Annotated in this window: 12 protein-coding genes; 4 read left to right on the forward strand and 8 right to left on the reverse strand. The window is 67.5% G+C overall.

Annotated features, from left to right (window positions below; genetic code table 11):
- Nucleotides 1-4: 4 nt before the first annotated feature.
- A complete protein-coding gene (locus tag IEY49_RS16980) occupies nt 5-4,840 on the reverse strand; it encodes a glutamate synthase-related protein (RefSeq protein ID WP_189010922.1) in 4,836 nt (1,611 codons plus the stop codon).
- Nucleotides 4,841-5,164: 324 nt separating this feature from the next.
- Nucleotides 5,165-6,040 carry a metallophosphoesterase gene (locus tag IEY49_RS16985; RefSeq protein WP_189010924.1) on the reverse strand — a complete coding sequence of 292 codons (876 nt, stop codon included), beginning with the start codon at nt 6,038-6,040 and terminating at the stop codon, nt 5,165-5,167.
- Nucleotides 6,041-6,177: 137 nt separating this feature from the next.
- On the opposite strand from IEY49_RS16985, the gene IEY49_RS16990 reads away from it, so the two are divergent.
- The 3 genes from IEY49_RS16990 to IEY49_RS17000 all read left to right on the forward strand — a co-directional run bounded on the left by IEY49_RS16990 (nt 6,178) and on the right by IEY49_RS17000 (nt 7,843).
- Entirely contained in the window at nt 6,178-6,471 is a 294-nt protein-coding gene (locus IEY49_RS16990) for a hypothetical protein (protein ID WP_189010926.1), read from the forward strand.
- Nucleotides 6,468-7,295, forward strand: coding sequence for a metallophosphoesterase (locus IEY49_RS16995; protein ID WP_189010928.1), 828 nt, complete (start codon nt 6,468-6,470; stop codon nt 7,293-7,295). Before IEY49_RS16990 ends, IEY49_RS16995 begins: the two co-directional genes overlap by 4 nt.
- An 83-nt stretch (nt 7,296-7,378) precedes the next feature.
- Entirely contained in the window at nt 7,379-7,843 is a 465-nt protein-coding gene (locus IEY49_RS17000) for an SRPBCC family protein (RefSeq protein ID WP_189010930.1), read from the forward strand.
- A 134-nt stretch (nt 7,844-7,977) separates the two neighbouring features.
- Here IEY49_RS17000 and IEY49_RS17005 read toward each other — a convergent pair whose 3' ends face one another.
- The 4 genes from IEY49_RS17005 to IEY49_RS17020 all read right to left on the reverse strand — a co-directional run bounded on the left by IEY49_RS17005 (nt 7,978) and on the right by IEY49_RS17020 (nt 11,590).
- Nucleotides 7,978-8,619, reverse strand: coding sequence for a hypothetical protein (locus IEY49_RS17005; RefSeq protein WP_189010932.1), 642 nt, complete (start codon nt 8,617-8,619; stop codon nt 7,978-7,980).
- Between the two features lie 76 nt (nt 8,620-8,695).
- Nucleotides 8,696-9,568, reverse strand: a complete 873-nt coding sequence (locus IEY49_RS17010; protein ID WP_189010933.1) for an ABC transporter permease subunit — start codon at nt 9,566-9,568, stop codon at nt 8,696-8,698.
- Nucleotides 9,561-10,532, reverse strand: a complete 972-nt coding sequence (locus IEY49_RS17015) for an ABC transporter ATP-binding protein (RefSeq protein WP_229780881.1) — start codon at nt 10,530-10,532, stop codon at nt 9,561-9,563. The genes IEY49_RS17010 and IEY49_RS17015 overlap by 8 nt, the downstream gene beginning before the upstream one ends.
- A 110-nt stretch (nt 10,533-10,642) precedes the next feature.
- Entirely contained in the window at nt 10,643-11,590 is a 948-nt protein-coding gene (locus tag IEY49_RS17020) for an aldo/keto reductase family protein (protein ID WP_189010935.1), read from the reverse strand.
- A 92-nt stretch (nt 11,591-11,682) separates the two neighbouring features.
- Between IEY49_RS17020 and IEY49_RS17025 the strand changes: the two genes are divergently transcribed.
- Nucleotides 11,683-12,867, forward strand: a complete 1,185-nt coding sequence (locus IEY49_RS17025; protein WP_229780882.1) for a M48 family metallopeptidase — start codon at nt 11,683-11,685, stop codon at nt 12,865-12,867.
- A gap of 9 nt (nt 12,868-12,876) precedes the next feature.
- Here the strand turns inward: IEY49_RS17025 and IEY49_RS17030 are convergent, their stop codons facing one another.
- Complete coding sequence (locus IEY49_RS17030) at nt 12,877-13,728, reverse strand: SDR family NAD(P)-dependent oxidoreductase (protein ID WP_189010937.1); 852 nt, start codon at nt 13,726-13,728, stop codon at nt 12,877-12,879.
- Nucleotides 13,725-14,660 (reverse strand): helix-turn-helix domain-containing protein, encoded by a 936-nt coding sequence (locus IEY49_RS17035; protein WP_189010939.1) that lies wholly within the window; start codon nt 14,658-14,660, stop codon nt 13,725-13,727. Before IEY49_RS17035 ends, IEY49_RS17030 begins: the two co-directional genes overlap by 4 nt.
- Nucleotides 14,661-14,668 lie beyond the last annotated feature (8 nt).

Here is a 14,668-nt window from a genome sequence, read left to right on the forward strand (position 1 = left end):
GGGGTTACTTGGTCAGGGTGCCCTGCCCGCTCTGGCGGGAGCCGGCCTGCATGCTGGTGCTGCCGGTCGCCTGCCCGTCTGTACTCTGCTCCTGGCCACTGTGGAAGTGCTCCTCATCCGGCAGGGTGTGCTCGCGCAGGGCACGGGCGTATTCGAGCGGCATGACCTTCACGAACCGCTGCAGGGCACCTTCCCAGTCGTCAAGCAGGTCGCTGGCACGGGCCGAACCGGTCCAGCGGTGGTGCGACTCGATCAGGGCGCGTAGCTGCGCCTCGTCGGACAGACCGCGGTGCAGGGTGTGGACAGGGCTGTGGGCCAGCTGCTGGTCCTCGGGCAGCACCTTTTCCAGGCTGACCATGGCGGTGTTGCAGCGCCGGGCGAAGGTGCCGTCCTCGTCGAGCACGTACGCCACGCCGCCCGACATTCCGGCCGCGAAGTTGCGTCCTGTCTTGCCCAGCACGACCACGGTGCCGCCGGTCATGTATTCGCAGCCGTGATCACCGGTGCCTTCCACGACCGCCGAGGCGCCCGACAGGCGCACCGCGAAGCGCTCGCCGGCCACGCCACGGAAGAAGGCCTCCCCGCTGGTCGCGCCGTACAGCGCGGTGTTGCCCACGATGATGTTGTCCTCGGCCTTGCCCCGGAACTCGATGGTGGGCCGCACGACCACGCGCCCGCCGGACAGGCCCTTGCCGGTGTAGTCGTTGGCGTCGCCGATCAGGTACAGGGTCAGGCCCGGGGCCAGGAACGCGCCGAAGGACTGCCCGCCGGTACCTTCCATCTGGATAAACACGGTGTTGTCCGCCAGCCCCTCCGGGCGCTGGCGGACCAGTTCGCCCGACAGCATGGCGCCCACCGTGCGGTTGACGTTGCGCACGTCCTGCAGAAAATGCATCTTCTCGCCGGTTTCGAAGGCCGGGCGGCACTTCTCGATCAGCTTCAGGTCCAGCGCGCGGCTCAGGCCATGGTCCTGCGTGGCGAGGTGACGCTTGCCCACCGTGGCCGGCACCTCGGGGCTGTAGAACACGCGGCTGAAGTCCAGACCGCGCGCCTTCCAGTGCTCCACGCCGGCGCGGGTGTCGAGCAGGTCGGCGCGGCCGATCAGGTCCTCGAAGTGGCGGATGCCGAGCTGGGCCATGATCTGCCGGGCTTCCTCGGCCACGAAGAAGAAGTAGTTGATGACGTGTTCGGGCTTGCCCTGGAAGCGGGCGCGCAGCACCGGGTCCTGGGTCGCCACGCCTACGGGGCAGGTGTTCAGGTGGCACTTGCGCATCATGATGCAGCCCTGCGCGACCAGCGGCGCGGTGGCGAAGCCGAACTCGTCGGCACCCAGCAGCGCGGCGACGATCACATCGCGCCCGGTCTTGAGCTGTCCGTCGGTCTGCACCCGCACGCGGTCACGCAGGCGGTTGAGCACCAGCGTCTGCTGCGTTTCGGCCAGCCCCAGTTCCCAGGGAGTGCCGGCGTGCTTGATGCTGCTCCAGGGGCTTGCACCGGTGCCGCCGTCGTGCCCGGCAATCACCAGGTGGTCGGCCTTGGCCTTGGCCACGCCGGCGGCGATGGTGCCCACACCCACTTCCGAGACCAGCTTGACCGAGATGTCCGCGCCCGGGTTGACGTTCTTGAGGTCGTGAATGAGCTGCGCCAGGTCCTCGATGGAGTAAATATCGTGGTGCGGCGGCGGGCTGATGAGCCCCACGCCCGGCACGCTGTGGCGCAGGTAGCCGATGTACTCGCTGACCTTGCCGCCGGGCAGCTGTCCGCCCTCGCCGGGTTTGGCGCCCTGTGCCATCTTGATCTGGATCTGGTCGGCCGACACAAGGTAGCCGGTCGTGACCCCAAAGCGCCCAGAGGCCACCTGCTTGATCTTGCTGCGCAGCGAGTCACCACTTTGCAGCGGGTAGTCCACCTCCACGCGGCGTCCGCCCAGGATGCTGGCCAGCGACTCGCCTTCCCCAATCTGCTCGCCGCGCATCTCGCGCTCGTAGCGGGCGGGGTCCTCGCCACCTTCGCCGGTGTTGGACTTGCCGCCGATGCGGTTCATGGCCACCGCCAGTGTGGTATGTGCCTCGGTGGAAATGCTGCCCAGGCTCATGGCGCCGGTGGCGAAGCGCTTAACGATGTCGGCGGCGCTCTCCACCTCCTCCAGCGGCACAGGCCCGGTGCCCTCGGTACGGAACTCGAACAGGCCACGCAGGGTCAGGTGGCGCTGGCTCTGGTCGTTGATGATCCGGGCGTATTCCTCGTAGGTGCTGTACGAGCCGCTGCGCACGCCATGCTGCAGTTTCGCGATGGCGTCGGGCGTCCACATGTGCTCCTCGCCGCGCACCCGCCAGGCGTACTCGCCGCCGTCGTGCAGGGCATTTCCGGCCAGCGGATCGTCCCCAAAGGCCGCCGCGTGCATGCGCAGGGCTTCCTCGGCGATCTCGAACAGGCCGATGCCGCCCACCTGACTGGACGTGCCGCGGAAGTACTTGTCTACCACGTCGCTTTTCAGGCCCACCGCCTCGAACAGCTGCGCGCCGCAGTAGCTGAGGTAAGTGCTGACCCCCATCTTGGACATGATCTTGCTCAGGCCCTTGCCGACCGCCTTGATGTAGTTGGAGATCGCCTTCTCGCTGCCGATGCGCTCCAGGCCGGTCAAACCCGGCACCCCGCCGTGCAGTTCGCACAGCGTCTCCAGCGCCAGGTAAGGGTGAATGGCCTCGGCACCGTAGCCGGCCAGGGCGGCGAAGTGATGCACCTCGCGGGCGTCGCCGGTCTCAACGACCAAGCCGACTTTCATGCGCAGCCCGGCACGGACCAGATGGTGATGAATGCTGCTCAGGGCCAGCAGCGCCGGGATGCCCACCCGCTCGCGGTCAAGGCGGCGGTCGGTGATGATCAGGATGTTGTGGCCGTTGTGGATGGCGTCCACGGCGCGGGCGTTGATGGTCGCCAGCTTGGCTTCGATACCGCGCGCGCCCCATTCGGCCGGGTAGGTGATGTCCAGGTCGACCGGCTTGAACTTGCCGCGGGTGTGTTCCTCGATGGCGCGCAGCTTTGCCATGTCCGCGAAGTCCAGGATGGGCTGCTTGACCTCCAGGCGCATCTGCGGGTTGACCGCATTGACGTCCAGCACGTTCGGCTTGGGCCCAATGTAGGACAGCAGCGACATGACCACCGACTCGCGGATGGGGTCTATGGGCGGGTTGGTGACCTGCGCGAACAGCTGCCGGAAGTAGCTGTACAGCGGCTTGTTGCGCGAGGACAGCACCGCCAGCGGCGAGTCGTTGCCCATCGAGCCGATGCCTTCCTCGCCGGTCAGGGCCATGGGGCCCATCAGGAACTTCAGGTCTTCCTGGGTGTACCCGAAGGCCTGCTGGCGGCGCAGGCGCGAGTCCGGGAAGCTCTCGGGGCCGGGCTTGCCGGCGGCCGGCACGGAGCCCAGGGTCACGTGGGTGTTCTTCACCCACTGCTCGTAGGGCTGGCCGGAGGCAAAGTGCATCTTCAGGTCGTCGTCCTCGACGATGCGGCCCTGCTCCAGGTCGATCAGGAACATCTTGCCGGGCTGCAACCTCCATTTCTTGGTGATCTGGCTCTCGGGAATGGGCAGCACGCCGGTTTCCGAGGCCAGGATCACCAGGTCGTCGCGGGTCTGGATGTAGCGCGCCGGGCGCAGGCCGTTGCGGTCCAGCGTGGCGCCCAGCTGCCGGCCGTCGGTGAAGACCATGGCGGCCGGGCCATCCCAGGGCTCCATCATGCTGGCGTGGTACTCGTAAAAGGCGCGCCGGCGGGGGTCGAGTTCGGGATTCTGCTCCCAGGCCTCGGGAATCAGCATCATGGCGGCGTGGGCCATGCGGTAGCCGGACATGACCAGCAGTTCCAGCGCGTTGTCGAAGGTGGCGGTATCGGACTCCCCCTCGAAGGAGATCGGGTAGAGCTTCTTCAGGTCCTCGCCCAGCACCGGGCTCTGCATGATGCCCTCGCGGGCGCGCATCCAGTTGAAGTTGCCTTTGACGGTGTTGATCTCGCCGTTGTGCGCCACCATACGGTAGGGGTGCGCCAGGCGCCACTCCGGGAAGGTGTTGGTGGAAAAGCGCTGGTGCACCAGCGCCAGGGCCGAGACCACGCCGGGCTGCTGGAGGTCCGGGTAGTACTCGCCGACCTGGGTGGCCAGCAGCAGGCCCTTGTAGATCACCGTGCGGCACGACATGCTGGGCACGTAGTACTCGGCGCCGTGCGTGAAGTTCAGGCCCAGGATGGCGTTCGACGCCCGGCGGCGGATCACGTACAGCTTGCGCTCCAGCGCGTCGGGCACCAGGGTGTCGGGTCCGGCGCCGATAAAGATCTGGCGGATCACCGGCTCCTTGTCCTTCACGGCCGGGCTCATGGGCATCTCGTGGTTGACCGGCACGTCGCGCCAGCCCAGCACGACCTGACCCTCGGCCTGAACGGCCCGCTCGAGTTCCTGCTCGCAGGCGCGGCGCGAGGCGATTTCCTTGGGCAGGAAGATCATGCCCACCCCGTAGTCACCGGGAGGTGGCAGGGTGACGCCCGCTCTCGCCATGTCCAGGCGATAGAACTCGTCGGGAATCTGGATCAGGATGCCGGCGCCGTCGCCCATCAGGGGATCGGCACCCACGGCGCCGCGGTGGTCCAGGTTTTCCAAGATCTTCAGGCCCTGCTCGATGATGGCGTGGCTCTTCCTACCCTTGATATGGGCCACGAAGCCCACCCCGCAGGCGTCATGTTCCGCAGCCGAATAGAGGCCCTGCCCGGTGGCCTGGGTAATTTCATGCACGGTCGGGGGGACGGCCCTGCTCTGAGCCGGAGTCACCCGCTGCTCTGTTCTCTCCATGACGACACTCCTGTGGACTGTGACTCGCTGGCCCCCGCGGCGCGGCAGGCTGCTTCAACCACCTTACCCACTGATGCATGTCTATGCAGGATCGTTGTTTATAACGTCCCAGCCGTGGACTACAAATTCACCTGGTCCCGGTTCAGGCTGCGAGGTCGTCCGCGCCTGCACAGCACCTCCTCCTGCCCACCTGCCACCCACCTTCCTGAATGGGGGGCCATAGGGCACGGTGCTGTCCTGCCCCTACTGCCGTGCCCCGGGCCCCAGGAACGAAGACCTGCGCTGCCAATGGGCCCCATGCCTGCTGGGAACCTTGCCCAGCTTTCAGGCAGGCGTCAGCGTCAGCAGGGTGAGTTCGGGCTCGCAGAGCATGCGCAGAGGCACACCGGTCACGCCCAGACCACGACTCACGTAGGCGGGCGTTTCGAATGCGCCCTGCACCCAGCCCATCGCGTAGCGCTGTCCGTAGCTGCTGGGGACCACCAGGGCACCCAGCCAGGGCAGCCGGATCTGCCCGCCGTGGGTGTGGCCCGACAGGACCAGCCCCACGGGCCCCGGCAGGTCCGGCAGCAGGTCGGGGTTATGGCTGAGCAGCAGCGTGGCCCGCCCGTCCGCGCCGCGCAGACTGGCCAGCAGGTCGGGGTCGCCGGTGGTGAGGTCATCCACACCGCCCAGGTACAGATCGTCGCGCACCACGCGGCCCTCGTTGCGCAGCATGGTAATGCCGGCCTCTGCAAAGAGCCGGTGCAGTTCATCTCGCCGGCTCATCCACCCCGGATCGGCCCAGGAGCGTCCAAAGCTTCCGTAATCGTGATTTCCCCACACGCCGTACACCCCCAGCGGCGCGCGCAGCCGGGCCAGTTCCCGCAGCAGGGGTGTGGCGTCTCCCCCAGGCCCCACGTCCAGATAATCTCCACCCAGCAGCACCAGATCCGGCCGCAGAGCGTTGGCCGCCTGCACCCAGGCCCGGACACTGCCGGTTCCGATCAGTGGCCCGTAGTGCAGGTCGGTCAGGAACGCAGCGCGCAGAGGCGTGGCCAGACCCCGCAGGCCCTGCTGTTCCCGAATCACCCCGAACCGGTAGGCCTGCGCAGCTCCCGCACCGCCCAGCACGGCACCGCTCACCCCCAGGCCCAGCAGCCCCCGCAGGAACTGCCGGCGGGTCAGCCGGGGGGCGTGCGATGCAAAGGGCGGCGTCATGGGTGCAGGGTAGGCGACCGGCCTCCGGGCAGGCGTCCACCGGAAGATGCAGGCCGGGTGGTTCCCGCCCGTCCCCGGCCTGTGAAGCCCTTTATCCAGCCAGAGGCAGAAGCCACGGATGCTCTAGACTGCCGCGCATGATGTCCCAGACCGACCTGCACGCCGCAGCAGTCCTCGTGGTGGATGTGCTGGACGAGGACGCCGGCCTCGCCGATGTGGAGGACAGCCAGGGACGCACCTACCAGCTTCCAGCCGAGTGGCTGCCGGGGGTGGCCGACGGCGCCGCCTACCGGGTGACGGTTCAGGAGGGCGGGGTGATCTTTACGCCTGAACCCGGTGGCGCCCGGGCCCTGCGTGAGCGCAGCAAGCAGACCCTACTGGACTTTCAGGACCAGACCGGGTCTTCAGGCCCGGAACAGGACCAGCCATGACTGGCGGTCTGACCGGCCGCGCCGTGGTGGTACTGCCCGACCTGCACGGCCGTGCGGACCTGCTACGCGCGGCCGTGCACCGTTACCCGGAGGCGCACTTTCTGGGCCTCGGCGACGCCATCGACCGTGGGCCCCGCAGCCTGGAGACCGTGCAGCAGCTGATGGACCTGCATGCCGAGGGCCGTGCCACGCTGCTGATGGGCAACCACGAGCGCATGATGCAAGAAGGCCTGCGGTGGTACCGGCAGTACCAGGCCACCGGGGACATGGCCGACTACCGCCGCGGCATGGAGGGGTTTCAGTGGTGGATGCGCGCCGGTGGCGAGACCGTGCGCCGGGAGGTCAGTCCCCTGACGCTGGAGGCCTTTCCACCACTGCTGGAAGCGTACCTGGCGGTGCTGCGCCGGGTGGTGTATGTCACCGATGACGGTCATATACACGACGATCTGCCGCCTGAGCCCAGCATTCTCGTGTCGCACGCAGCCCCGCCGGTCAAGCATGCCCGGCATCCCAATCCGCTGTCTGCGGCGCTATGGCTGCGGCCCTTCGAAGGGCCCTTTCCCCTGCCTGAGGGCGTGAGCTACAGCCTGCATGGACATACCCCCGTGCCTGTTCCCACCCGGCTGGGCCGGCATCTGTACGTGGACCTGGGGGCCTACGAGACCGGGCGTCTGGCGGTTGTGGAGCTCAATGTGAAGGCCCTGCCCAAGGTGACGGTCCTGTGTGGTCCGGGGCGGCCCGAGCTGGGGGGCCGCTACTCCCGTTTCGGTGAGCCGCTGGCCGCACAGGCTGAACAGTTACCGAGTTCGTCTCCACGCTTCTGACTGGCCGGTGCAGGGCCTGAGCCTCTCTTCAGCCGGTAAGGCATGGCCCTTTCCAGCTGCGGCGGAACTGATATGCACAGGGCATGAACCTCAGCTATTCGGGACAGGAACAGGTTTCAGCGCCTCCAGCGGCCGTATGGGCCTTTGTGCAGGACCCGGAGCAGGTGGCCCGCTGCCTGCCGGAAGTGCGCGAAGTCCGGGTGATCGACCAGCGCACGGCAGACGCCAGCGTACAGGTAGGCCTGGGGCTGCTGCGTGGGCAGTTCAGGTTCCGTCTGGAACTAGACCCTGATCAGGCGCAGGGGTTGGTCCGGGTGCGGGTTCAGGGTGGTGGGCTGGGCAGCACGGTGGAACTGAATGCTCAGGCTGTCGTGGTGGATCAGGGAAACGGCGCCACCCTGCTGGACTGGCAGGGCAGCGCCGTGCTGGGCGGAACCGTTACCCGGGTCGGGGGGCGGCAGCTGGACAGTCTGGCCCAGCGCCTGATCGTGCGAACTTTTCGCACCATGGCTGCCCGGATCAGTGCGTCCTCAGGCACCCTGGCCTGAGACAACTTGCGCTGCGTTCCTGTCGCAGCGCGAAACGTCGCCAGCGAATCCATGGCCTCAGGCCGGAGGCCGGCAACTCCTCAGCGGACGGCCCTGTCGTTGGGGCACTCAATCCAGAACTGTCGAAAGCAGCCTCAGAACCCGGTGGGTTCGGAATCCGCTGGAGGCGGCAGGCTCAGGACAGTCCGGCGAACGGGCAGCTCACAGGCCGTGACCACGCCATGCGGTGAGACCGCCAGCACCCGCGCTTCCGCCAGGGTCCACAGGGCCCGGTGCACGGCCATCTCCTCGGCCGGGCGGCCTGAGGGAGCCAGCAGGTCTAGCAGGGCCGTGTAGCGCAGTTCCTGCGTGGCGGTGCCTCCGGCCCAGGGGGTGTGACCGGCGACCAGACTCAGCACCCGGCGCTGCTCGGGGGTACTTGCCTGGGCCAGCAGATCGCGGCGGGCCTGCTCGGCCCGAACCTGGGCTTCGCGCTCATGGCGGCGGGTCTCCAGCAATGCCGTGACCTGCCCGGAGGCCGCCGTGCCGCGTCTGGCGTGGCTCTCCTGAATTAGGCGTTCCAGATGCTCGTCGGCGCGGGCAGAAGCGGCGCTGCGCCAGTCGCGCGCCCGGTCACGCAAACCGCTGGTGACCTGTTGCACGCGCACGTCGCTGCGCAGGGCTCCGGCCACACCACGGACAGGGTCCTGGGCCGGGCTGCCCTGGGTACTGTGATCACCTTCAGGCTCTGGGGTACGGATGGCCTGCGCCACGCGGATCAGGGTTCTAAGCTTCATGCGGCCTCCTAGTGCCGTTCTTATAGCGGTTTTGGCTGGGCAGGGTCTGTCGGCCAGGTCCCCAAGAGCGCCGGCCTCACAGGTCGCGCCGGGTGAGGCGCCACATGCCTCCTGCCACCGCCAGCACGCTGAGCAGCGCGGCCCACAGGATCAGGCCAGTGCTGGCCGGCTCCGTGCCGAACAGCGGGTTGGCACCGCGCGAAACACGGCCGACTTCCAGCATCAGTGGCGACTGAAGATGGTAACTGGCCCCCAGCCACAGGCTGTTGGTGGGCATCACCACGTTGGCCACCCGGCCCAGCGTGGTCAGGGTCTGGTTGTCCGACAGCGTGCCGATAAAGCTCAGAATGCCGCCCATAAAGCCCAGGCCATACAGCACGAATACCCCGATCCCGTTGGCCAGAGTGGTAAACAAGGTACTGCCCAGCACCGTCAGGGCCGTGAGCAGCATGACCGCCAGGATAATCAGGGCGACGGCCGGCAGCGGTGCCGGCGGCAGGTACCCGGTGATGGCCCAGATGCCCCCCAGCAGGGCGGCGCTGAGCAGGGCCATGTACGCCATATTTACAGCGGCAAAACCCATCCAGCGCCCCAGCACCAGCTGCGCGCGTGACACCGGCCGGGCAACGACGCTCTGCATGACCCCGTTCTCGATGTCCGCGCTGACCGAACCGACCGTAGACAGCACCGACATCATCACGCCCAGAAAAAACACGAGGTACATCCCCAGGGCTGTGGCCCACATGACCGGCAGGTTCGCCGCGCCCGTGGAGCTGCGCCCTTCCAGCCCGGCATTGACGGCGCGGGCGTCCAGCTCGGAATCCAGTTTATAGATCCCGAACAGAAAAAACCCGACGAACAGGGCACTGAGTACCAGCAGCACCGACATCAGGCGCTTGCGCACGGCCTCGCGCAGTGACAGTTCGGCAATCAGAAGGGCATTACGCACGGGAAACCTCCGGGGTCTCGTTCAGCTCCAGAAACAGGGTTTCCAGATCCGGGCGGCGCGGCGTCAGGGCGTAGAGCCGTGCTCCACTGGCATGCACGGCGTCCGCCACCGCCGGCACCTGGTCCTCCTGGGCCAGCCACAGTTCCACCTCGGCGCGGCCAGGCGTCTGCAGGTCGGTGTGCCGCACTTCACCCAGGCGGGCGAGGGTGTCCAGCAGGCCGGCCGGCAGGCTGTCCAGGCGCAAGGTCACCGGCACCACCCCGCCCATCAGCTCGCGCATGCTGCCTTGCATCAACACCCGGCCGGCCTTCACGAACGCCACCCGGTCGCAGACCTGCTCCACTTCCGACAGCAGGTGCGAATTCAGAAACACGCTGACCCCCTGGGCGCGCAGGCCCTCGATGATCTCGCGGACTTCCACCCGTCCGATGGGATCGAGGGCACTGGTTGGTTCGTCCAGAAACACCAGTTCCGGGTGCGCCAGAAGGGCCCCGGCCAGCCCACAGCGCTGCAGCATGCCCTTGCTGTAGCCGCTGAGCGTCTCCCGGCCACGCCCGCCCAGGCCGACGGTCTCCAGCACCTGTGGAATACGCACGCGGAGCTCGGTGCCGGCCAGACCGGCCAGACGGCCGTGAAAGCGCAGGAACTCCTCGGCGGTCATCCAGGTCTGGAAGCGGAACTGCTCGGGCAGGAAGCCCATTCGGGCCCGCACTTTCGGGTCGGCGGGCCGCCCGCCCAACACCCGGGCCTCTCCTCCGCTGGGCAGCACCAGCCCCAGCAGCATTTTCACAGTGGTGCTCTTGCCGGCTCCATTGGGCCCCAGAAACCCGAACACCTCGCCACGCGGCACGTGAAGGCTCAGGCCGTCTACCACCGCCCGGCCCCGGTACAGCTTCCGGAGCTCGTGCGTCTCGATGGCCGCTCCTGTCTCTGCGGGCTCAGGGCCTGAGTGCTGAGTGTTCACCCAGCCAGCATAGGGACCATGCCGCCCCTGCGTCGTGAGCGGAAAGTTGCAGGGAACTTGCACGCGCCCGGCCCACCTGCAGGTGGGCCGGGCGCGTCCAGGTCAGAGCCTCAGGCTGGGTTGAGAATGTCCTCGATGCGGCTCTGGATGTCGTCGGTCAGGCGCACGCCGGCGGCCTTGACGGTGTCCTCGATCTGACCGACCTTGGTCGCGCCGGTAATTACGCTGCTCACGCCCTTCTGCCGCAGCAGCCACGCCAGGGCCAGCTGCGCGCGCGTGATGCCCAGGTCGTCGGCGACAGGCTTCAGGTCGCGGACCTTCTGGATGTTTTCTTCCGTCAGGAAATTCTTGCCCCAGTTCTCGTTTTCGGTCAGGCGCGCGCCCTCGGGCATGCCGGCGTCGTACTTGCCGGTCAGCAGGCCCATGGCCAGCGGGCTCCACACGACCAGGCCCACGCCCGCCCCCTCGGTGTAGGGCAGAATCTCCTTTTCTACCCGCTCACGGCGCAGCATCGAGTACTCCGGCTGCTCGGTGACCGGGGCGTGCAGCCCGTTCGCCCTGGCAAACTCGACTGCCTGGGCAATGCGCGCGGCCGGCCACATGCTGGTGCCCCAGTACAGGGCCTTGCCGTCGCGGATGACCTGATCGAAAGCCATCACGATCTCTTCCATCGGGACGGTCTCGTCATAGCGGTGCGCGAAGTAGATGTCGAGGTAGTCGGTCCCCAGACGCTGCAGACTCTTGCCCACGCTTTCCAGGATGTGTTTACGCGACAGCCCACGGTCGTTCACGTCGTCGCTCATGGGCCAGTACACTTTGCTGGAAATCACCAGGGTGTGGCGTGGAAGGTCACGCAGCACCGCGCCCATCAGCTCCTCGCTGCGGCCACGGGCGTACACGTCAGCCTGGTCGAAAAAGTTCACGCCCTCGTCGTAGGCCTTTTTCACGATGTCGTGGACCATCGTCTCGTCGTGCACGCTGTGCCCGAAGGTGACCCAGCCACCCAGGGCCACTTCGCTGACTTTCAAACCACTCCTGCCGAGATTCCGGTATTCCATGCGGCCCAATCTACTCCAGCCTGCTTTAAATCCCAAAGCATCGGGTGCAGACCTGTTCGCTCAGGTCTGCACGGTTCGCTATGCTAATGCTCATGTCTCTCTCACCTGCTGGTCGGCTTGGTACAGCGTGGCAGCGTATGGCCGACCGGGAAGCACAGCAGCTGCGCGAGGGCTTTATCGCGGACCACAGTACCCGTCCCAGGCCAAGGTCGCTGATTGCTGCGGTGCTCGCCGGGCTGATTTTGCTGGGATACGTCGCCCTGGTGCTGGGCGGAATCTGGCTGCTGGCCGGAGCACTGGGTCTGCTGGGGGACCAGGGTCCATCGCAGCGGTTTATGCCCGGACTGGTCGGTGCGGCACTGCTGGCCTTCGCCTGGATTGCCCGCCCGGTGTTCCCGCAGACTCCTGGGCAGGTCGTCACCCAGACCGATGCACCACAGCTCCACGCCCTGATCGCAGAGATCGCCACAACGATGGAAGCGGCGCGACCGCAGCGAGTAACCGTTATTCATGACGTGAATGCCTTCATGGGTCAGAGCGGCTTTCCGCCCCGACCAGCCCTGGGTCTGGGATTGGGGCTGTGGTACACCCTGGCTCCACAGGAGCGGGTGGCCATCATCGCCCATGAGCTGGCCCACCAGAAAAACCGTGATCCGGTGCGCGGACGCCTGATCGCCACCGCCCTGAACGTGCTGGGGCAGGTGATTGATCTGCTGACCCCTGACGCGATCATGCAGGCCCGTGAGCACGAAGAGGGTGGTATGGCAGCGCTGTCCAATCTGGTGATGAGGGGCCTGGCCCTGGGGCCTGTGGGGCTGTACACCCTGCTCCTGCAGCTGGTGGGCGCCGAACACCAGCGGGCCGAATTCCGCGCGGACCTGCTGGCCGCGCAGGTGGCCGGACACGACGCGACCCTCAGCGCTCTGGATACGGTGCACCTCCTGAACCATTCCTCCATGCTGGAGACTGCACTTCAACGGCAAAAGCACCTCCCCCAGGCAGCACACACGTTTCTGGAACTGCGGCGGCTGTGGCTGGGTCAACTGCCCGGCCAGCGCGCGCAGGCCCGCGAGGCCTACCTGCAGGAGCGCGCACAGCTCGATGCCACTCACCCGCCCACGGCCGACCGGCTGGCGGTCATTCGCGCCTATCCGGCTGCGGCCAGGATCACCCTGAGCGCCGCCCGCGCCGCGCAGATCGACGCTGAACTCACGCCCTTCGTGCGATTGGCCGAGCAGGCCGCTCAGGACGAGTACGACGAACGCTACCGTTACTGAACGGAGGGTCTATGCACCCTGCGCCGCACGCCGCTGGGCATTCCAGTCCGGCTGACGCCCGTCCAGATCCGTGCAGCCGTACAGCCGGGCCAGCGGCCCGACATCCAGAACCTGCCCGGTATGGCGCAACACATCCGGGTCACTTGCCAGAGCGACCAGGACCCGCGCGGCGTAATGAGGCGTCTCGGTGTGCCCGGAGAGTTCCTCGGGCGTGTGGTACAGCTCCATCAGCTCGGTGTGCATCCAGCCGGGGGCTAGGCCCACTACCGCAATCCCCTGCTCACGCAGCTGGGTACCCAGGGCGTACACCAGCCGGTTCTTGGCCGCCTTGCTGACCTCGTACGGCAGCCAGCCGGGCGGTTCGTCGGTGTGCCAGGTGGTACTCAGGATCACGCCCCGGCCCGCCGGACCCATAAGGTGCTTCAGTGCCAGCAGGCTGGTCACGTAGTCCCCGTACGCTCCGGCCAGCAGCATGTTGCGCAGCTGTCCGGGCGGCTCGTCCCAGATCACCGGCCGGCGCGGGGTTCCCTCCACCGGGTCATGGCCGCCCCAGGCGTTGTTGACCAGCACGTCCAGCCGCCCATGACGCGCTGCGATGCCCTCCAGCAGGGTGCGCACCTGCACCTCTTCGGTGTGGTCGCAGGCCACCGCCTCACCCTGCCCCCCGGCGGCCCGGATGGCGTCCAGCGTGTCTTCGATGGTGGCCGTCGGCAGCCGTGGCTGCGTGCTGTGGCCGCGTGTGCTGCGGGCCGTGCAGATGACCCATGCGCCGGCCTGTGCGAATTCCAGGGACGCCGCACGGCCCAGCCCGCGGGACGCGCCTGTGACCAGCGCCACCTTGCCTGCAAGCCTGCCGGTCACAGGCCCACACCCGTACCGGAACGGGGGCCCAGCGGGTTTCCTTCCGGCTGCATCCCGAAATGCATCGGGTCAGCCTCCAGCCGGACGCCCAGAAGCCACAACCAGCTGCTCAGCACGTGACGGCGGTGGGCGTCCACGGTCAGCACATGCGCCAGCATGCCGCCGTAGGGAAACACCTCGGCCGGCTCACACAGGGCGTCCACGAAGGTCTGCTGCCATTTCGCCTCCTGCTGCACCTCACGGGCCAGCTGCGCGAAAGCGGGGAAAGCCGCATTCATCCGGCCTTCCAGCGCGTCCAGGCTGCGGTCGCGCGGTTCAGCCGGCAAGGGAAGCCCGCGCACCGCCCCCAGCCAGACTTCCTTGTTGAAGATCAGCTTGTCCAGCAGGTCCCGCAGCGTCCGGTCTGGCGAATCGAAGCTCAGGGGCTGGGTTTCGCCGAGCGGCTGATCCAGCGTCGCCTCCGGCAGGCCGCGAGCCTGGGTGATGGCCTGGCGGACAAACGCCTCGTCGAACGCCAGCAGGTGACTGAGGATATCCATTCGTACCTCCGTGGGCATGGCCTGACCGGTGGGCTGGAAGTGAATGCCGTTGGCGGCCGGCAGCAGGTGCGAACGCAGACCGCTGCGGCGGTACAGGCTGGGCGAGACACCGAATGCCCGGGCAAAGGCCCGCGTGAAGCCCTCCAGCGAGTCGAAGCCAGCATCCAGCGCCGTGTCCGTCACACTCTGGCTGGTCCGCCGGAGCGCCCAGGCGGCACGTTCAAGCCGCAGGCGGCGCCGGAAGGCGGCCGGTGACTCACCGAAGCGCCGGCGGAAGGCCCGCGCCGCATGCGCACGGCTCAGATGTGCCTCCTCTGCCAGGTCCTTTCCCCGGCGAGGTTCGCCAAGTTCGGTCAGCAGCAGGCGCAGCAGGAGATCCACCCGGTCGGTCATGCCTCCTC

It is taken from the genome of Deinococcus malanensis (assembly GCF_014647655.1).
GTDB lineage: Bacteria > Deinococcota > Deinococci > Deinococcales > Deinococcaceae > Deinococcus > Deinococcus malanensis.